We start from the raw sequence: 18,946 nt of genomic DNA, 5'->3' as shown, positions 1-18,946 counted from the left end.
GGAGCCCTGAATGACCCTCGAACGCGAAGCCGCCGCCCACACCGCCCAGGTTCTGTCCGAAGCGTTGCCCTACATCCGACGTTATGTCGGCAAGACCCTGGTGATCAAATACGGCGGCAACGCGATGGAAAGCGAGGAGCTGAAAACCGGCTTCGCCCGCGACATCGTCTTGATGAAAGCCGTGGGCATCAACCCGGTCGTGGTTCACGGCGGCGGCCCGCAGATCGGTGATCTGCTCAAGCGTCTGTCGATCGAAAGCCACTTCGTCGATGGCATGCGCGTCACCGACGCCGCGACCATGGACGTGGTGGAAATGGTCCTCGGCGGTCAGGTCAACAAAAGCATCGTCAACCTGATCAACCGTCACGGCGGCAGTGCCATCGGCCTGACCGGTAAAGACGCCGGGCTGATTCGGGCGAAGAAACTGACCGTCACCCGCAAGACCCCGGAGATGACCCAGCCGGAAATCATCGACATCGGTCAGGTCGGTGAAGTGGTCGGGATCAACACCGAGCTGCTGAACCTGCTGGTCAAAGGCAACTTCATCCCGGTGATCGCGCCGATCGGCGTCGGTGAGAACGGTGAGTCGTACAACATCAACGCCGACCTCGTGGCCGGTAAAGTCGCCGAGGCGCTGAAAGCCGAGAAGCTGATGCTGCTGACCAACATCGCCGGCCTGATGGATAAGTCAGGCACCGTGTTGACCGGCCTGAGCACCCAGCAGGTCGACGACCTGATCGCCGACGGCACCATCTACGGCGGCATGCTGCCGAAGATCCGTTGCGCACTGGAAGCGGTTCAGGGTGGCGTTGGCAGCTCGCTGATCATCGACGGACGCGTACCGAACGCGATCCTGCTGGAAATCTTCACCGATACCGGTGTGGGAACACTGATCAGCAATCGCAAGCGTCCCTGATCGCTGAAACGCAAAAGATCGCAGCCTGCGGCAGCTCCTACAAAAGCAAATTTCGTGTGTATGAAATTTCTGTAGGAGCTGACGAAGTCTGCGATTTTTTATGCGCGCAAGAAGCATCTGACTCCACTCAGCGAAACGTCCGACATCTCCTCAGAACAAATCGCCCTAGGATCTTCCCTGAACCCACAGGAGATCTTCCCCATGCAAAAAGACCACGTACCTTACGGCAGCGATGTTTCCGCAGGCACCTATGAATGTGCAGACTGCGGACGCGAGTATTCCAACCAGTCGAAAACTTCACTGCCGCCCTGCCCTGACTACCAACCCAGCACCCATGTGCTCAATGGCTGGAACATTCTGACGGGCCAGGGCGACGCTGCTGCCGATCCGTATCCGGGCCAATCTTCCAAATAACCAAGTGAGACGAGCCATGCAGATATCTTTCCATATCGACGCGGACGCTTTCGAGCAGGAACAAAAGGAACCGGTCAAAAAAACCCTGCGTATCGGCGACGCGGAAATTGCCAACGCCCTTCAACGCATCGCCAAGGCCAGCCTGACCGAATACCTGAAAATGCTGGTTGAGGGCGGCATGCCCAGTCGAGCCGATGAAGCCAAACAAGATCGCCTGCTGTACCTGATTCAAAGCTACTTCGGGCAGACACTGCCGACCGAGTCGCAGATCTCGACGATCTTCCAGCTGACTCAGAGCCAAAGTAAAACCCTGCTGAAAAATACCGTGTCGCGCTTTCGCAATCAGCTCGACGACATCCTGCAGCACAGCATGCGAGCAGTCGTGGCGTCTGCTGAATATGCGCAAACCGTGTATCTGGTGGTCATCAGCTCGGACGTGATTCGTGACGAGCTGAACATGCTGATCACCCAGAATGAGCCGACGTTCAAGCCCATCACCAAACGCAAAGGCAGCGCCGGGCAGTTCGAAATCAGCGAAGATTCCCACGATTTACTGTGTGCGACGCTGGGTCTCAATGCCGTTCAGTGACATCGTCGCGGTCAGCGGCTTGCTGCTGACCCTGACCACTTTTCTGTTCAATCTGGCGTGGCCGACGCTCAGTGAAGCGTTGGCACTGGATGAATATCAATCCGGCCCACAGAACCGCAGGCGCAGTCGAGAGAAAGTACGGAAGGCGTTTTATTCGCGAGCGCTGCCGCTGACGTGCGCGTTTACGGTGCTGTTTTACGTCAACTTGCCGGCTGCGGTGCGGATAATTCGCAGCAGCACGCTGGATCTGTGGGATTTTGATGTTGATCGCACGTTGTATGTGATGGTGGTGCTGGCGTTGCTGGCGTTTGCGCTGATCAACGTAGAGTTGACCCTTAAACTGCTGAAAAAATGGCGAAAGCTGCGTTAAACCTCAAACAAAAGACCCCGTTCAGCCTGACTGAACGGGGTCTTTCACTGTGAATCACTTGTGGCGAGGGAGCTTGCTCCCGCTGGGCTGCGAAGCGGCCCCAAAATATTTTGAGCGCTGCGCACTCAAGCGGGAGCAAGCTCCCTCGCCACAAAAGCTCATTCCACAGTTCAGACGCCGAACTGGGCGCGGTACGCTTCCACGGCGGGCAGATGCTGCTTGAGCTGTGTGTCGTCGGCGAGGAATTCCAGCACCTGGTTCAGCGAAACGATGCTGATCACCGGAATACCGAAGTCACGCTCGACTTCCTGGATCGCCGACAATTCACCGTTGCCACGCTCCTGACGGTTCAGGGCGATCAGCACGCCGGCCGCCTTGGCGCCCTCCTGGGAAGCGATGATCTGCATCACTTCGCGGATCGCGGTGCCGGCGGTGATCACGTCGTCGATGATCAGCACGTCACCGGTCAGCGGCGCGCCGACCAGGCTGCCGCCTTCGCCGTGGGCCTTGGCTTCCTTGCGGTTGAAGCACCATGGCAGGTCACGGTTGTGGTGTTCGGCCAGCGCGACAGCGGTGGTGGCTGCCAGCGGGATGCCTTTGTAGGCCGGGCCAAACAATACGTCGAAAGGAATGCCGCTTTCGGCGATGGCTGCAGCGTAGAAACGCCCCAGCTGCGCCAGGGCCGAACCCGAGTTGAACAGGCCGGCATTGAAGAAGTAGGGACTGGTGCGCCCGGACTTCAGGGTGAACTCACCGAAGCGCAAAACGCCGCGATCGATGGCAAAACGAATGAAATCGCGCTGATACGCTTGCATGAAAAAAACCCCAAATACCACGGATTTAGCTAATTAGCTTGACGCCGTGTATCATACACGCACGCGATTTTTGGGGCCATTTATGCGGATCATCAGTGTGAACGTCAATGGTATTCAGGCTGCAGTCGAGCGTGGTTTGCTCAGTTGGCTGCAGGCACAGAATGCCGACGTCATCTGCCTGCAGGACACCCGTGCCTCCGCCTTTGAACTGGATGACCCAGCCTTCCAACTGGATGGCTACTTCCTTTATGCCTGCGATGCTGAAGTCCCTGCCCAAGGCGGCGTGGCTTTGTATTCGCGGTTGCAACCGAAGGCTGTCATCAGCGGTCTCGGTTTCGAGACGGCCGACCGCTACGGGCGCTACCTGCAAGCAGATTTCGACAAAGTCAGTATTGCCACCTTGCTGCTTCCTTCGGGGATGAACGGCGATGAGGACTTGAACCAGAAGTTCAAGCTCATGGACGACTTCGGCAAGTACCTGGACAAGCAGCGGCGTAAACGTCGCGAGTACATTTATTGTGGCTCGCTGTACGTGGCGCAGCAGAAGCTCGACATCAAGAACTGGCGCGACAGCCAGCAATCCCCGGGCTTCCTGGCGCCAGAACGCGCCTGGATGGACGAGATTGTCGGCAACATGGGCTATGTCGATGCCCTGCGCGAAGTCAGCCGCGAAGGCGACCAGTACAGCTGGTGGCCGGACAACGAACAGGCCGAGATGCTGAATCTGGGCTGGCGCTTCGACTACCAGCTGCTGACCCCGGGCCTGCGCCGCTTCGTACGCAGCGCACGCCTGCCGCGTCAGCCACGGTTCTCGCAGCACGCGCCGCTGATCGTCGACTACGACTGGACGCTGACCATCTAAGCGTCGATCCGTGAATGCAAAAAAGCCGACATTGCTGTCGGCTTTTTTGTGGGTAACTGCTTTTCAAATGTGGGAGCGGGCTTGCTCGCGAAGGCGTCGTGTCAGCCACCTACTCGTTGACGGATACACCGTCTTCGCGAGCAAGCCCGCTCCCACAAGGGAAATCGTCGCTGGTTATTATTTGATCAGTCGCCAGGTGAATGGATAACGGTAGGGAAAGCCTTCGTTCGCCTTCACCCCGGCAATGATCGTCAGCACCAACGCGCCAATAGCCAGCAGCCCCAGCAAGAAGAAGCCGATGATCAGCACCATCAACAGCAGGCAGATCGCGGCAGCAATCGCCACGGTGATCTGAAAATTCAGCGCTTCCTTGCCCTGAGCGTCGATGAACGGATCAGTTTCGCGCTTCATCTGCCACAGGATCAGCGGCCCGATCAGGTTGCCGAACGGAATCCAGATTCCCAACAAGGCGGACAAGTGACAAAACATCGCCCATTGGCGAACCTCCTGGCTCGGCTTGGGCAGCAACTCTTGCTCATCACTCATCGCGTCCTCCTTGCGGGTTACGAACCTGCTCAGTCGGCCAGGGCAGCCTTTTGCAGTTCGAAGATTTCGTTCATGCCTTTCTTGGCCAGTTCCAGCATGGCGTTCAGCTCTTCCGGCTGGAACGGCGCGCCTTCGGCGGTGCCCTGGACTTCGATGAAGCCACCAGTGCTGGTCATCACCACGTTGAGGTCGGTCTCGGCGGCGGAATCTTCAAGATAGTCCAGATCCAGCACCGGCTCGCCCTGATACATACCGACCGACACGGCGCCGATCATTTGCTTGAGCGGGTCGCCGCCTTTCAGGCCGCCGCGCTTCTTGATCACTTTCAACGCATCGACCAGTGCCACCATCGCGCCGGTGATGGACGCGGTGCGGGTGCCGCCGTCAGCCTGGATCACGTCGCAGTCGACGTACAGGGTGACGTCGCCCAGCTTGGACATGTCCAGCGCAGCGCGCAGGGAACGACCGATCAGACGCTGGATTTCCAGAGTGCGGCCGCCCTGCTTGCCACGGCTCGCTTCACGCTGATTACGCTCGCCAGTGGCGCGCGGCAGCATGCCGTACTCGGCGGTCAACCAGCCCTGGCCTTGCCCCTTGAGGAAGCGCGGCACGCCGTTTTCGACGCTGACGGTGCAGATGACCTTGGTATCACCGAATTCGACCAGTACGGATCCCTCGGCGTGTTTGGTGTAGTTGCGGGTAATGCGGATCGAGCGAAGCTGATCGGCAGCGCGACCACTTGGACGTTTCATAGGGAATACCTGTACTGGGGACGGAAAACTGCCGAGCATTATAGAGCGCTGCACCGCGCCTGGGCACGGGTTAAAAATTCCGACCGTCGACCCAGAGGCCTGAAACGCGCATAACCGACGGCCTGCAGCCCTTTGTCACACCGTGTGTTTGGGCGCATCCGCCGCACTGCGCTACAATCCTGCGCCTTTGCTGCCAGTCGGCTTAAATTCATTGATATCGAGCCTGCGGAACATCCCTTCTGCGCCGATCTGCATTGCGAGGTCACCGCCATGGTGCACAGCATGACCGCCTTCGCCCGCGTCGAAAAAGCCGGCGTCCAGGGCACCCTGAGCTGGGAGCTGCGCTCGGTCAACAGCCGCTATCTCGAACCGCACCTGCGCCTGCCGGAGTCGTTCCGCGACCTTGAGGGCGCGGTGCGTGAAGCCCTGCGTCAGGGCTTGTCGCGGGGCAAACTGGAATGCACCCTGCGCTTCACTGAAGAAAGCACCGGCAAACCGTTGCAGGTCGACCGCGAGCGCGCCGCGCAACTGGTCGCCGCCGCCGAAACCGTTGCCGGCCTGATCAAGAACCCGGCGGCGCTGAACCCGCTGGAAGTGCTGGCCTGGCCAGGCGTGCTGGTGGCCGACGCGACCGATCCGCAAGCCCTGAACGCCGAGGCGCTGGCCCTGTTCAATCAAGGTCTGAAAGAACTCAAGGCCGGCCGCGAGCGCGAAGGCGCGGAGCTGGCACGCCTGATCAACGAGCGCCTGACTTCAATTGAAGAGGATGTCGTGACCTTGCGCGAACTGGTGCCGCACATGCTCGCGACCCAGCGCCAGAAAGTCCTCGACCGCTTCACCGACATGAAGGCCGAACTGGATCCGCAGCGTCTGGAACAGGAAATGGTCATCCTCGCGCAAAAGAGCGATGTGGCTGAAGAACTGGATCGCCTGAGCACTCACATCATCGAAGTTCGCCGGGTGCTCAAGTCCGGCGGTGCCGCCGGCCGGCGCCTGGACTTCCTGATGCAGGAACTCAACCGCGAAGCCAACACACTGGGCTCCAAGGCCTTCGACCCGCGCAGCACCCAGGCCGCCGTCAACCTCAAGGTGTTGATCGAGCAGATGCGTGAACAAGTGCAGAATATTGAGTAAGGCAACAGACATGACCCACAGCACCGGCACCCTGTACATCATTTCCGCCCCATCGGGTGCGGGCAAGAGCAGCCTGGTCAAGGCTTTGACCGATGCCAATCCGGAAATCCGCGTCTCGATCTCCCACACCACCCGCGCCATGCGTCCGGGTGAAGTGGACGGCGTGAACTATCACTTCGTGACCCGCGAAGAGTTCGTGAAGATGGGCGAGCACGGCGACTTCCTCGAACGCGCCGAAGTCTTCGGCAACTTCTACGGCACCTCGCAAAGCCGTTTGCAGCAGACGCTCGACGAAGGTCACGACCTGATTCTGGAAATTGACTGGCAAGGCGCCGAGCAAGTGCGCAAGCTGATGCCGCAGGCACGCTCGATTTTCATCCTGCCGCCGTCGCTTCAGGCCCTGCACCAGCGCCTGACCAACCGCGGTCAGGACAGTGACGAGATTATTGACGGGCGGATGCGCGAAGCCGTCAGCGAGATGAGCCACTATGTCGAGTACGACTACCTGATCATCAACGACGATTTCGCCCATGCACTGGACGATCTGAAGGCGATTTTCCGCGCCAACCAGCTGCAACAGAAACGCCAGCAGGTACGTTTTGGCAAATTGCTGGCCGAACTGCTGGGTTAATCAGCACTTCCCAAAACCGCTGCAAGGGCTTTACATTGGTGCTTGCAGCGCGTTGAAGGGTCTGGTCAAAAAATCAGCGCTTCCCTAATCGCTGGTGATTTTTTAAACTGTTCAGTCCGCTCGCCCAACCGGGCAGCGCGCATATTGCATTCGCTCCGAGGAATACCATGGCCCGCGTAACCGTTGAAGACTGCCTAGAACACGTGGAAAACCGCTTTGAGCTGGTCATGCTCTCTACCAAGCGTGCCCGTCAACTGGCCACCGGCGGCAAAGAGCCACTGGTCCAGTGGGAAAACGACAAGCCTACCGTTGTCGCCCTGCGTGAAATCGCTGAAGGCCTGATGAGCTACGAGTTCATCGCCGAGCAGGAAATTGTCCATGAAGACCCGGTCTTCGCTGCGTTCGAGGACGAGTCCAACGAGGCCGTCTAAGCCTATGCCTGGTCGACGTAGCACGGCGCGGGAACACAGCCTACGGCAGGAGTCATCATGCCGAGCATAGACGCCCTCGCCGATCGCTTATCGACCTACCTCGGCAACGACCAGGTCAACCTGGTCCGCCGAGCGTATTTCTACGCCGAACAAGCCCATGACGGTCAGCGCCGTCGCAGCGGCGAGGCGTACGTCACGCATCCTCTTGCGGTGGCGAATATTCTTGCCGACATGCACATGGACCATCAGAGCCTGATGGCCGCGATGCTGCATGACGTGATCGAAGACACCGGTATCGCCAAAGAGGCGCTGCAAGCGCAGTTCGGTGAAACCGTGGCCGAACTGGTCGACGGGGTCAGCAAACTGACCCAGATGAACTTCGAGACCAAGGCCGAAGCCCAGGCCGAAAACTTCCAGAAAATGGCCATGGCCATGGCGCGCGATATTCGCGTGATCCTGGTCAAACTCGCCGACCGTCTGCACAACATGCGCACGCTGGAAGTGCTGTCCGGGGAAAAACGCCGCCGGATCGCCAAGGAAACCCTCGAAATCTACGCACCCATCGCCAACCGGCTGGGCATGCACGCGATTCGTATCGAATTCGAAGACCTCGGCTTCAAGGCGATGCACCCGATGCGTTCCGCGCGGATCTACCAGGCGGTCAAGCGCGCCCGGGGCAACCGCAAGGAAATCGTCAACAAGATCGAAGAGTCCCTCGGCCACTGCCTCGCGATCGACGGCATTCAGGGCGAAGTCAGCGGGCGCCAGAAACACCTCTACGGTATCTACAAGAAAATGCGCGGCAAGCGTCGGGCCTTCAACGAGATCATGGACGTCTATGCGTTCCGGATCATCGTCGACAAGGTCGATACCTGCTATCGCGTGCTGGGTGCTGTGCATAATTTGTACAAACCGTTGCCGGGGCGCTTCAAGGATTACATCGCGATCCCCAAGGCCAACGGCTATCAGTCGCTGCACACCACACTGTTCGGCATGCACGGCGTACCGATCGAGATCCAGATCCGCACCCGCGAAATGGAAGAGATGGCCAACAACGGCATTGCCGCCCATTGGCTGTACAAATCCAGCGGTGACGAGCAGCCGAAAGGCACTCACGCCCGCGCCCGTCAGTGGGTCAAAGGTGTGCTGGAAATGCAGCAACGTGCCGGCAACTCGCTGGAATTCATCGAGAGCGTGAAGATCGACCTGTTCCCGGACGAGGTCTACGTGTTCACGCCCAAAGGCCGGATCATGGAGCTGCCCAAAGGCTCCACGGCGGTCGACTTTGCCTATGCGGTGCACACCGACGTCGGCAACAGTTGCATTGCCTGCCGGATCAACCGCCGTCTCGCACCGCTGTCCGAACCGCTGCAAAGCGGCTCCACGGTCGAGATCGTCAGCGCGCCAGGCGCGCGGCCGAATCCGGCGTGGCTCAACTTCGTGGTCACCGGCAAGGCACGCACGCATATCCGCCACGCGCTGAAACTGCAACGCCGCTCCGAGTCCATCAGCCTCGGCGAACGCCTGCTGAACAAGGTGCTCAACGGTTTCGACAGCTCGCTGGAGAAGATCCCGGCCGAGCGCGTCACGGCCATGCTTACCGAGTACCGCCTCGAACTGATCGAAGACTTGCTCGAAGACATCGGCCTCGGCAATCGCATGGCCTATGTCGTGGCGCGCCGTCTGCTCGGCGAAGGTGAACAGTTGCCAAGTCCGGAAGGTCCGCTGGCGATTCGCGGCACCGAAGGTCTGGTGCTCAGTTACGCCAAGTGCTGCACGCCAATCCCGGGTGACCCGATTGTCGGCCATCTGTCGGCGGGCAAAGGCATGGTCGTGCACCTGGACAACTGCCGCAACATCAGCGAAATCCGGCACAACCCGGAAAAATGCATCCAGCTCTCGTGGGCCAAGGATGTCACCGGCGAATTCAACGTCGAGCTGCGCGTCGAACTGGAACACCAACGCGGCCTGATCGCCCTGCTGGCCAGCAGCGTCAACGCGGCCGACGGCAATATCGAGAAAATCAGCATGGACGAGCGCGATGGCCGCATCAGCGTCGTCCAGCTGGTGGTCAGCGTCCACGACCGTGTGCACCTGGCCCGCGTGATCAAGAAACTGCGCGCCCTGACCGGGGTCATCCGCATCACCCGCATGCGTGCCTAACTCACACCTAACAAGGAGTCATACATGACCAAGACTGTTATCACCAGCGACAAGGCCCCAGCCGCCATCGGTACCTACTCCCAGGCGATCAAGGCCGGCAACACTGTCTACATGTCGGGCCAGATTCCTCTGGACCCAAAAACCATGGAACTGGTTGAAGGCTTCGAAGCCCAGACCGTCCAGGTGTTCGAGAACCTCAAAGCCGTAGCCGAAGCTGCCGGCGGTTCGTTCAAGGACATCGTCAAGCTGAACATCTTCCTCACCGACCTGAGCCACTTCGCCAAGGTCAACGAGATCATGGGCAAGTACTTCGACCAGCCGTACCCGGCCCGCGCCGCCATCGGCGTTGCTGCCTTGCCGAAGGGTTCGCAAGTCGAAATGGATGCCATCCTGGTCATCGAGTAATGCACACGGCGCAGCCCTCACACGCTGCGCCGACTGCTCTGCGGTAAAGAAAAGGTTTTGAAAGGATTCCACCATGCGCAAAGCGCTTGCTCTCTCGCTGCTCGCCATTTTCCTCGGCGGCTGTGCCAGCGACCCCGCCGACCGTGACATCAGCGGCACCTGGATCAACCAGGTGGCGATCGATGCTGCTGCCAAGGGCGGCCCCCTGCGCGAAGCGCTTCAGGCCTATGGCCCGAACTTGGAGTGGGATGTCAACACCAAGGCCGGTCAGGCCCGCTACACCAACGGTTTCGAGAACGTCGAAGGACGGTTGCAGGGCGAACAGTCCGGCGCCTGGAAAGTCGACTTCTATGGCAGCTCCGGCAGTGAGCTGAAACGTGACGGCGGCCGGATGAAACAAGCCGCCACCGAGAACGAACCCGACCAGCTGTTCGACCGCGCACAAATCCCCGTGCCGGAAGGCGCGCCAATCGGCGCCAGCTTCGAACGCGCATTGTATTCGGCCTACTTGGGCGGCAGCTGGAAGATTGCCAGCGGCGACGGCGAAGGCGGCACCGTGCAGTTCCAGGCCGACGGCCAGGTGTCCGGTCTGCCCGGCGCCGACCGCTATGCCCTGTGCCTGGCAGGCGACTGTGCCTCGATGAACAGCGACCACGACAGCATGTGGCTGCAACTCAACGGCCAAGGCAACAACTGGATCTTTGCCCGCAAGGGCAAGGCGCTGGAGATTTTCCAGGCAGTGAACAGCGCACTGGCGGATGAAATGCCGCAGTTCACCCCGGGTGAACGCAAGTGGTTGCTTGAGAAGCAGTAACCGCGCCTGAGAGCAACACGTAACCCTGTGGGAGCGGGCTTGCTCGCGAAGGGGGTGTGTCAGTCGACATCAATGTTGCCTGACACACCCTCTTCGCGAGCAAGCCCGCTCCCACAGTGGTTTGTGGCGTTAGAAGGTCAGCATTTGCCTTCAAGAATCGCCGCATAGCCTTCGCGGTAACTCGGATACATCGGCGTCCAGCCCAGCGCCTTCGCCCGGGCATTGCTGCAGCGCTTGCTGCCGGTGCGGCGTACGCTGGCGTCTTCCGCCCACTCGGTAACCCCCAGATATTCGCGCAGCCAGGCAACCACTTCGGCCAAGGGTGCGGGCGCATCGTCCACACCGATATAGATATCCTGCAATGACTTGCCCTGATGAGCCACCTGCAGCAGAAACGCCATCAGACCTGCCGCGTCATCGGCGTGAATGCGATTGCCGTACAGCGGCGGCTCGACCGCCACCCGATATCCGCGACGCACCTGGGTCAGCAGCCACTCACGACCCGGGCCGTAAATACCGGTCAGGCGCACGATGCTCGCCGGGATGCCGCTGTTCAGCGCCACTTGCTCGGCCTCAAGCATCAGTCGCCCGGAGTATCCGCTGGCGACAGTCTCTGAGTTCTCGTCGACCCACTCCCCTTCCTGCTGCCCGTACACACTGCTGCTGGAAACGAACAGCAGCCGCTCAGGGGTCTGCCCATAGTCGTCCAGCCAGCTCAGCACGTTCTGCAAACCCTGCACGTAAGCCGCACGATAACCGGCCTCATCGTGATCGGTTGCCGCTGCGCAATACACCAGGTAATCCACCGCCCCGACCGGCCAGGTCTCTGGGCAATCTTCCTTGAACAAGTCACCGGCCACGCCGATGACGCCGTCCGGCAAACGCGAAACATCACGGCGCAGACCATGCACCTCCCAGCCGGCGGCCAACAATTGCGTAGCCAGACGACTGCCGACGTCACCACAACCGGCAATCAAAACAGAAGGCGCAGACATCAAAAAACTCCCAAACGAAAGGAACAGACTAGCCCTCACAAAGGACGAACGGCTAGCAATGAAGGAAAAAAAGAAACTCTATTACTTTTGTTAACAAGAATTACTTGCAATAATGCACCCCACTTTTGTTCTCGGCCTCACGAGGCCTGGAAGAGCATCACCGTTTTTCTACCTCAGGTCCGGCCAGCATGACACGTAATCAATTCCCCGCTTCGCCAACCACACGACCTCGCGCCTGGAGCGCGGTGGCGGCCCTGCTGCTCAGCCTGATGCTGGCACCGACCGCTGCTTTCGCTGACGCACAAGCGCCAGCCGCTCCGGCTGCCACCGAACAGCACGCCCCTGCTGCCGCCGCGCCAGCCGCCACCGACCCGGTACAGGCTGTAGACGCCAGCGCAGCAGACGCGCCTGAAGTGCTCGAACCCGACAACACCCTGGGCATGGCCCACGACCTGTCGCCATGGGGCATGTACCAGAACGCCGACATCATCGTGAAAATCGTGATGATCGGTCTGGCCATCGCTTCCATCATCACCTGGACCATCTGGATCGCCAAAGGCTTCGAGCTGATGGGCGCCAAGCGTCGTCTGCGAGGTGAAATCGCCGCCCTGAAAAAAGCCGCCACCCTCAAGGAAGCCAGCGCGACAGCTGCCAAAGAAGGCACCCTGGCCAACCTGCTGGTGCACGACGCGCTCGAAGAGATGCGCCTGTCGGTCAACAGCCGCGAGAAAGAAGGCATCAAGGAGCGCGTGAGCTTCCGTCTTGAGCGCCTCGTCGCAGCCTGCGGCCGCAACATGAGCAGCGGCACCGGCGTCCTCGCCACCATCGGTTCCACCGCGCCGTTTGTCGGCCTGTTCGGTACCGTGTGGGGCATCATGAACAGCTTCATCGGCATCGCCAAGACCCAGACCACCAACCTCGCCGTCGTGGCGCCGGGCATTGCCGAAGCGCTGCTGGCCACCGCGCTGGGTCTGGTTGCTGCGATTCCTGCGGTGGTGATCTACAACGTGTTCGCCCGCTCCATCGCCGGCTACAAGGCGCAGGTGTCCGACGCTTCGGCGCAGGTTCTGCTGCTGGTCAGCCGTGACCTCGACCACCAGCCTGAGCGCAGCAGCTCGCAACCGCACATGGTGAAAGTGGGGTAATCGGCCATGGGCCTGCATTTGAAAGAAGGCGCAGACGACGATCTGGCCGAGAACCACGAAATCAACGTCACGCCGTTCATCGACGTGATGCTGGTACTGCTGATCATCTTCATGGTGGCCGCGCCGCTGGCCACCGTGGACATCAAAGTCGACCTGCCGGCATCGACCGCCAAACCGGCGCCGCGCCCGGAGAAACCGGTGTTCCTCAGCGTAAAGGCTGATCAGCGTCTGTACATTGGTGACGACGAAGTCAACGCCGAAACCCTTGGTGCCGTCCTCGACGCCAAGACCCAGGGCAAGAAAGACACCACCATCTTCTTCCAGGCCGACAAGGGCGTGGACTACGGCGACTTGATGAGCGTGATGGATAAATTGCGCTCGGCCGGTTACCTGAAGGTCGGTCTGGTGGGCCTCGAGAGCGCAGCCAAGAAATGATCACGACGCGCCATAAGCTGACGCGTTACAGCGGTAGCCTGGCCGTGGTGCTGGGCGTTCACGCGCTGGCCATCGCGCTGGCGCTGAACTGGACCGCCCGCCCGCCCATCGAACTGCCGCCGCAGGCAATGGTGGTCGAGCTGGCACCGGTTCCGGCCCCGCCACCGCCTGCTCCGCCGAAAGTCGTCACACCGCCGCAACCACCGGCTCCGGTTGAAGAGCTGCCGATTCCGAAACTGGCTGAAGCGCCCAAGGCCGAAATTGCCGTACCGAAGCCGAAACCCAAGCCAAAGCCGAAACCGCAGCCACCCAAACCGGTCGAGAAAAAACCGGAACCCGTGAAGGAAAAACCTTCCGAGGAAAAACCGGCCGACACGCAACCGACCCAGGCACCGACGGAGAAATCCGCCCAGCCGGCACCGGGCCCGTCGCCCGCACAATTGGCCGCCAAGGCCAGTTGGCAAGGCACCCTGCTCGCGCACTTGGCCAAGTACAAAAAGTACCCGCAAAGCGCACAGGCACGGGGCAAGGAAGGCCTGAACCGTCTGCGTTTCGTGGTGGATGCCGAAGGTAATGTGCTGTCGTTCGAACTGGTGGGCCGCTCCGGCAACGCCGATCTGGACCGGGCTACCCTGGAAATGATCCGCCGCGCCCAACCGCTGCCCAAGCCACCGGCGGACATGTTGACCAACGGCTCGATCGAAATTGTCGCGCCGTTTGTGTACTCCCTCGAGAGACGCCGCTGATCCAATGTGGGAGCGGGCTTGCTCGCGAAAGCGTCGTGTCAGTCGACATCAATGGTTCTGACACACCGCATTCGCGAGCAAGCCCGCTCCCACAGGGGTTATGTATCGACAGTGGGATCGAGAAGGCACCGAAAGGTGCCTTTTGCATATCTGGCAACGGCAAACTCACATTGCCCGGTGTCGCATTCCTCACTCAGTCTGATAACGTGCGTCTATCGATTGCAGCCGTTATGCTTGGCCCGCAACTTCATGGACGCTTGCTATGACTCTCACAGAATTACGCTACATCGTTACCCTCGCCCAAGAGCAGCACTTCGGCCACGCCGCCGAGCGTTGCCACGTCAGTCAGCCGACCCTGTCGGTGGGCGTGAAAAAACTTGAAGACGAACTCGGTGTGCTGATTTTCGAGCGCAGTAAAAGCGCCGTGCGCCTGACCCCGGTCGGCGAAGGCATCGTCGCCCAGGCGCAGAAAGTCCTGGAGCAGGCCCAAGGCATCCGTGAACTGGCCCAGGCCGGCAAGAACCAGCTGACCGCCCCGCTGAAAGTCGGCGCGATCTACACCGTCGGCCCGTACCTGTTCCCGCACCTGATTCCACAACTGCACCGGGTCGCCCCGCAGATGCCGTTGTACATCGAAGAAAATTTCACCCACGTGCTGCGCGACAAACTGCGCAACGGCGAACTCGACGCGATCATCATCGCCCTGCCGTTCAACGAAGCCGACGTGCTGACCCTGCCGCTGTACGACGAGCCGTTCTACGTCTTGATGCCGGCCCAGCACCCGTGGACGCAAAAGGAATCCATCGACGCTGCCCTGCTCAACGACAAGAGCCTGCTGCTGCTCGGCGAAGGCCACTGCTTCCGCGACCAAGTGCTTGAGGCCTGCCCGACCCTGACCAAGGGCAACGACGGCGCCAAGCACACCACGGTGGAATCCAGCTCGCTGGAAACCATCCGCCACATGGTTGCGTCCGGTCTGGGCATCTCGATCCTGCCGCTGTCGGCGGTGGACAGCCATCACTACGCCCCGGGCGTGATCGAAGTACGTCCACTGTCGGCGCCGGTGCCGTTCCGCACCGTGGCGATTGCCTGGCGCGCGAGCTTCCCACGGCCGAAAGCCATCGAAATCCTCGCCGACTCCGTTCGCCTGTGCTCGGTGGCCAAGCCCGCCGCACCGGTCACGGCCGGTTAAGCCAGGGTCATGACCGAGCTGTCGCAAGTGTCAGTGACGGCACTCAAGGGTGTCGGCGAAGCCATGGCCGAGAAACTGGCCAAGGTCGGCCTGGAGAATCTCCAGGACGTGCTGTTTCACCTGCCGCTGCGTTATCAGGATCGCACCCGCGTGGTGCCGATCGGCCACTTGCGACCGGGCCAGGACGCCGTGGTCGAAGGCACCGTCAGCGGCGCCGACGTGGTCATGGGCCGGCGTCGCAGCCTGGTGGTGCGCATGCAGGACGGCACCGGCGGGCTGAGCCTGCGCTTCTACCATTTCAGCAACGCGCAGAAAGAAGGCCTCAAGCGCGGCACGCGGATTCGCTGCTACGGCGAAGTACGGCCCGGCGCTTCGGGGCTGGAAATCTACCACCCGGAATACCGCGCCATCACCGGTGACGAACCGCCGCCCGTGGATGAAACCCTGACCCCGGTCTACCCGCTCACCGAAGGCCTGACCCAACAGCGCCTGCGCCAGTTGTGCATGCAGACCCTGACGCTGCTCAAGCCAAACACTCTGCCCGACTGGCTGCCGACCGAACTGGCCCGCGACTACCAACTGGCGCCGCTGGCCGACGCGATCCGCTACTTGCACAACCCGCCCGCCGATGCCGATGTCGATGAGCTGGCCCTCGGTCATCACTGGGCCCAGCATCGGCTGGCCTTCGAAGAACTGCTGACCCATCAACTGTCGCAACAACGCCTGCGCGAAAGCATGCGTTCCCTGCGCGCGCCAGCGATGCCGAAGGCGAAAAAACTGCCACCGAAATACCTGGCCAACCTCGGCTTCAACCCGACCGGCGCCCAGCAACGCGTCGGCAACGAAATCGCCTACGACCTCAGCCAGCACGAACCGATGCTGCGGCTGATTCAGGGCGATGTTGGCGCGGGCAAAACCGTGGTCGCCGCCCTCGCGGCACTGCAAGCACTGGAGGCCGGTTATCAGGTCGCACTGATGGCGCCGACCGAGATCCTTGCCGAGCAACACTTCATCACGTTCAAGCGCTGGCTCGAACCGCTGGGCATTGAAGTCGCGTGGCTGGCCGGCAAGCTCAAGGGCAAGAATCGCGTCACCGCGCTGGAACAGATCGCCAGCGGCACGCCGATGGTGGTCGGCACCCACGCGCTGTTCCAGGACGAAGTGCAGTTCAAAAATCTGGCACTGGTGATCATCGACGAACAACACCGCTTCGGCGTGCAGCAGCGTCTGGCGCTGCGGCAGAAAGGCGTCGGCGGGCGCATGTGCCCGCATCAACTGATCATGACCGCCACGCCGATTCCACGCACACTGGCGATGAGCGCCTACGCCGACCTCGACACCTCGATCCTCGACGAATTGCCGCCCGGTCGCACCCCGGTCAACACCGTGCTGGTCACCGACACCCGTCGCGTCGAAGTCATCGAACGGGTGCGCAGCGCCTGCGCCGAAGGACGTCAGGCCTATTGGGTGTGCACCCTGATCGAAGAGTCGGAAGAGCTGACCTGTCAGGCCGCCGAAACCACGTTCGAAGACCTCACCGCCGCCCTCGGCGAGCTGAAAGTCGGGCTGATCCACGGGCGCATGAAGCCCGCCGAAAAAGCGGCGGTCATGGCCGAATTCAAGGCCGGCAACCTGCAACTGCTGGTCGCCACCACCGTGATCGAAGTCGGCGTCGACGTGCCCAACGCCAGCCTGATGATTATCGAAAACCCTGAGCGTCTGGGCCTCGCGCAGTTGCACCAATTGCGCGGCCGCGTCGGCCGGGGCAGCGCGGTCAGCCATTGCGTGCTGCTCTACCATCCGCCGCTGTCGCAGATCGGCCGCCAGCGCCTGGGCATCATGCGCGAGACCAACGACGGTTTCGTCATCGCCGAAAAAGACCTCGAACTGCGCGGCCCCGGCGAAATGCTCGGCACGCGCCAGACCGGTCTGCTGCAATTCAAAGTCGCCGACCTGATGCGCGACGCCGACCTGCTGCCCGCCGTACGCGATGCCGCGCAAGCTTTGCTCGAGCGCTGGCCGACTCACGTCAGCCCATTGCTCGACCGCTGGTTGCGCCACGGGCAGCAATACGGCCAAGTGTGAGCACCGTCGCAGTTTGTGCAGGATCGTTCCTACAGAGCTGGTTATACTCCTGCCATTGTTTCAAAAACGGATACACACCATGACCGAAGCCGCTCTCGCCCCCGAACTCCCGCACGCTCCGTCCGTCATTCGGCTGCTGCTGGGCAAGCTGGGCATCGCTTACGAAGAAGTGCTCGACCACCACGGCCTCAATGCTTCGCGCAAGGTACAAGCCGTATTGCTGGACGATGCTGTGGGCGCGCTGATGGTGCTGTTTCCGCAGAGCCAGTTGCTCGACCTCAATCGCCTCGCCGAACTCACTGGCCGACGTCTGACCGCCGTGTCCACCGAACGCCTGGAAAAGATGCTCGGCAAACACAGCCTGAGCCTGCTGCCGGGCCTGCCGGCGCTGACCAGCTCGCCGTGTCTCTACGAAGAAAGCCTGCTGCGCGAACCGAAGCTGCTGATCAACTCCGGCGAGCCGGGCCTGCTGCTGGAAATCGCCAGCGAAGACTTCAAGAGCATGCTGACCAAGGCCAGCGCCGCCAATTTCGGCGAAGCCCTGAGCAGCATCCGCCCGAACCTCGACCGCCCGGACGATGACCGCGAGGAAATCACCCAGGCTGTGCAGGCGTTCACTGCACGCCGGATTCAGCAGCGTCTGGAAGCGACCATCGAGATTCCACCGCTGGCCGAAACCGCGCAAAAAATCATCAAGCTGCGCGTCGACCCCAACGCCACCATCGATGACATCACCGGCGTGGTCGAAACCGACCCGGCACTGGCCGCGCAAGTGGTGAGCTGGGCGGCGTCGCCGTATTACGCCTCGCCGGGCAAAATCCGTTCGGTGGAAGACGCGATCGTGCGCGTGCTCGGTTTCGATCTGGTGATCAACCTGGCGCTGGGCCTGGCCCTTGGCAAGACCCTGAGCCTGCCGAAAGACCACCCGCAACACACCACGCCGTACTGGCAGCAGTCGATCTACACCGCCGCCGTCATCGAAGGCCTGACCCGCGCCATGCCGCGCGCCCAGCGCCCGGAAGCCGGCCTGACCTATCTCGCCGGCCTGTTGCACAACTTCGGTTACCTGCTGCTGGCCCACGTGTTCCCGCCGCACTTCTCGCTGATCTGCCGTCACCTCGAGGTCAACCCGCACCTGTGCCACAGCTACATCGAGCAGCACCTGTTGGGCATCAGCCGCGAACAGATCGGCTCGTGGCTGATGCGCTACTGGGACATGCCCGATGAACTGGCCACCGCCCTGCGCTTCCAGCACGACCCGAGCTACGACGGCGCCTACGCCGAATACCCGAATCTCGTCTGCCTGGCCGTGCGCCTGCTGCGCAGCCGCGGCATCGGCTCCGGCCCCGACGAAGACATCCCCGACGCCCTGCTCGAACGCGTCGGCCTGACTCGTGACAAGGCCAATGATGTGGTCAGCAAAGTGCTTGAGGCTGAAGTCCTGCTGCGCGAACTGGCCTCGCAGTTCAGCCAGGCCTAAACCAAAACAGGCCCGCACCCTCAAGG

21 protein-coding genes are annotated in these 18,946 nt (G+C 61.2%); 17 read left to right on the top strand and 4 right to left on the bottom strand.

Going from position 1 to position 18,946, the window contains the following annotated elements:
• Positions 1–10 precede the first annotated feature (10 nt).
• The 4 genes from argB to LCH64_RS16800 all read left to right on the top strand — a co-directional run bounded on the left by argB (position 11) and on the right by LCH64_RS16800 (position 2,289).
• A complete protein-coding gene (gene argB, locus LCH64_RS16815) occupies positions 11–916 on the top strand; it encodes an acetylglutamate kinase (protein WP_226500786.1) in 906 nt (301 codons plus the stop codon).
• 201 nt (positions 917–1,117) lie between these two features.
• Positions 1,118–1,330: a hypothetical protein gene (locus tag LCH64_RS16810; RefSeq protein ID WP_226500785.1), complete on the top strand. Its 213-nt coding sequence runs from the start codon at positions 1,118–1,120 to the stop codon at positions 1,328–1,330.
• Between the two features lie 16 nt (positions 1,331–1,346).
• Positions 1,347–1,919 carry a hypothetical protein gene (locus LCH64_RS16805; protein ID WP_226500784.1) on the top strand — a complete coding sequence of 191 codons (573 nt, stop codon included), beginning with the start codon at positions 1,347–1,349 and terminating at the stop codon, positions 1,917–1,919.
• The gene (locus LCH64_RS16800; RefSeq protein WP_226500783.1) at positions 1,906–2,289 is read left to right on the top strand and encodes a hypothetical protein; all 384 of its coding nucleotides are present in this window, start codon (positions 1,906–1,908) and stop codon (positions 2,287–2,289) included. The genes LCH64_RS16805 and LCH64_RS16800 overlap by 14 nt, the downstream gene beginning before the upstream one ends.
• 170 nt (positions 2,290–2,459) lie before the next feature.
• On the opposite strand, the gene pyrE is transcribed toward LCH64_RS16800, so the two are convergent.
• Positions 2,460–3,104 carry an orotate phosphoribosyltransferase gene (gene pyrE / locus LCH64_RS16795; RefSeq protein ID WP_226500782.1) on the bottom strand — a complete coding sequence of 215 codons (645 nt, stop codon included), beginning with the start codon at positions 3,102–3,104 and terminating at the stop codon, positions 2,460–2,462.
• Positions 3,105–3,186: 82 nt separating this feature from the next.
• On the opposite strand from pyrE, the gene LCH64_RS16790 reads away from it, so the two are divergent.
• Complete coding sequence (locus LCH64_RS16790) at positions 3,187–3,966, top strand: exodeoxyribonuclease III (RefSeq protein ID WP_003229491.1); 780 nt, start codon at positions 3,187–3,189, stop codon at positions 3,964–3,966.
• Positions 3,967–4,143: 177 nt separating this feature from the next.
• On the opposite strand, the gene LCH64_RS16785 is transcribed toward LCH64_RS16790, so the two are convergent.
• Complete coding sequence (locus tag LCH64_RS16785; protein WP_003229492.1) at positions 4,144–4,512, bottom strand: DUF4870 domain-containing protein; 369 nt, start codon at positions 4,510–4,512, stop codon at positions 4,144–4,146.
• A 29-nt stretch (positions 4,513–4,541) separates the two neighbouring features.
• The gene (gene rph, locus LCH64_RS16780; RefSeq protein ID WP_003229494.1) at positions 4,542–5,264 is read right to left on the bottom strand and encodes a ribonuclease PH; all 723 of its coding nucleotides are present in this window, start codon (positions 5,262–5,264) and stop codon (positions 4,542–4,544) included.
• 270 nt (positions 5,265–5,534) lie between these two features.
• Between rph and LCH64_RS16775 the strand changes: the two genes are divergently transcribed.
• The 6 genes from LCH64_RS16775 (at position 5,535) to LCH64_RS16750 (ending at position 10,842) form a co-directional block, all read left to right on the top strand.
• Positions 5,535–6,398 (top strand): YicC/YloC family endoribonuclease, encoded by an 864-nt coding sequence (locus LCH64_RS16775; RefSeq protein ID WP_003229497.1) that lies wholly within the window; start codon positions 5,535–5,537, stop codon positions 6,396–6,398.
• 10 nt (positions 6,399–6,408) lie between these two features.
• Positions 6,409–7,029: a guanylate kinase gene (gene gmk, locus LCH64_RS16770; RefSeq protein ID WP_003229498.1), complete on the top strand. Its 621-nt coding sequence runs from the start codon at positions 6,409–6,411 to the stop codon at positions 7,027–7,029.
• Positions 7,030–7,196: 167 nt separating this feature from the next.
• Positions 7,197–7,460: a DNA-directed RNA polymerase subunit omega gene (rpoZ, locus tag LCH64_RS16765; RefSeq protein WP_003229503.1), complete on the top strand. Its 264-nt coding sequence runs from the start codon at positions 7,197–7,199 to the stop codon at positions 7,458–7,460.
• A gap of 57 nt (positions 7,461–7,517) precedes the next feature.
• The gene (spoT, locus tag LCH64_RS16760) at positions 7,518–9,623 is read left to right on the top strand and encodes a bifunctional GTP diphosphokinase/guanosine-3',5'-bis pyrophosphate 3'-pyrophosphohydrolase (protein WP_003229505.1); all 2,106 of its coding nucleotides are present in this window, start codon (positions 7,518–7,520) and stop codon (positions 9,621–9,623) included.
• Between the two features lie 24 nt (positions 9,624–9,647).
• Positions 9,648–10,028: a RidA family protein gene (locus LCH64_RS16755; protein WP_003229509.1), complete on the top strand. Its 381-nt coding sequence runs from the start codon at positions 9,648–9,650 to the stop codon at positions 10,026–10,028.
• A gap of 73 nt (positions 10,029–10,101) precedes the next feature.
• Positions 10,102–10,842: a hypothetical protein gene (locus tag LCH64_RS16750; protein ID WP_103483724.1), complete on the top strand. Its 741-nt coding sequence runs from the start codon at positions 10,102–10,104 to the stop codon at positions 10,840–10,842.
• A 137-nt stretch (positions 10,843–10,979) separates the two neighbouring features.
• On the opposite strand, the gene LCH64_RS16745 is transcribed toward LCH64_RS16750, so the two are convergent.
• A complete protein-coding gene (locus LCH64_RS16745; RefSeq protein ID WP_201136240.1) occupies positions 10,980–11,837 on the bottom strand; it encodes an SDR family oxidoreductase in 858 nt (285 codons plus the stop codon).
• 188 nt (positions 11,838–12,025) lie between these two features.
• Between LCH64_RS16745 and exbB the strand changes: the two genes are divergently transcribed.
• The 6 genes from exbB to LCH64_RS16715 all read left to right on the top strand — a co-directional run bounded on the left by exbB (position 12,026) and on the right by LCH64_RS16715 (position 18,920).
• Positions 12,026–12,982 (top strand): tonB-system energizer ExbB, encoded by a 957-nt coding sequence (gene exbB / locus LCH64_RS16740; protein WP_226500781.1) that lies wholly within the window; start codon positions 12,026–12,028, stop codon positions 12,980–12,982.
• Positions 12,983–12,988: 6 nt separating this feature from the next.
• Entirely contained in the window at positions 12,989–13,417 is a 429-nt protein-coding gene (exbD, locus tag LCH64_RS16735) for a TonB system transport protein ExbD (protein WP_103483727.1), read from the top strand.
• Positions 13,414–14,163, top strand: a complete 750-nt coding sequence (locus LCH64_RS16730; protein ID WP_103483728.1) for an energy transducer TonB — start codon at positions 13,414–13,416, stop codon at positions 14,161–14,163. Before exbD ends, LCH64_RS16730 begins: the two co-directional genes overlap by 4 nt.
• Positions 14,164–14,425: 262 nt before the next feature.
• Positions 14,426–15,355, top strand: a complete 930-nt coding sequence (locus LCH64_RS16725) for a hydrogen peroxide-inducible genes activator (RefSeq protein WP_027610401.1) — start codon at positions 14,426–14,428, stop codon at positions 15,353–15,355.
• 9 nt (positions 15,356–15,364) lie between these two features.
• On the top strand, positions 15,365–17,440 hold the full coding sequence (gene recG, locus LCH64_RS16720; RefSeq protein ID WP_003229518.1) for an ATP-dependent DNA helicase RecG: 2,076 nt from the start codon (positions 15,365–15,367) through the stop codon (positions 17,438–17,440).
• 79 nt (positions 17,441–17,519) lie between these two features.
• Entirely contained in the window at positions 17,520–18,920 is a 1,401-nt protein-coding gene (locus LCH64_RS16715; protein WP_103520508.1) for an aminoacyl-tRNA deacylase and HDOD domain-containing protein, read from the top strand.
• Positions 18,921–18,946: the final 26 nt, after the last annotated feature.

The sequence above is a fragment of the Pseudomonas sp. MWU16-30322 genome (assembly GCF_020515535.1).
GTDB classification, from domain to species: domain Bacteria; phylum Pseudomonadota; class Gammaproteobacteria; order Pseudomonadales; family Pseudomonadaceae; genus Aquipseudomonas; species Aquipseudomonas fluorescens_H.
This window is presented reverse-complemented; position numbering and strand designations above follow the sequence as displayed.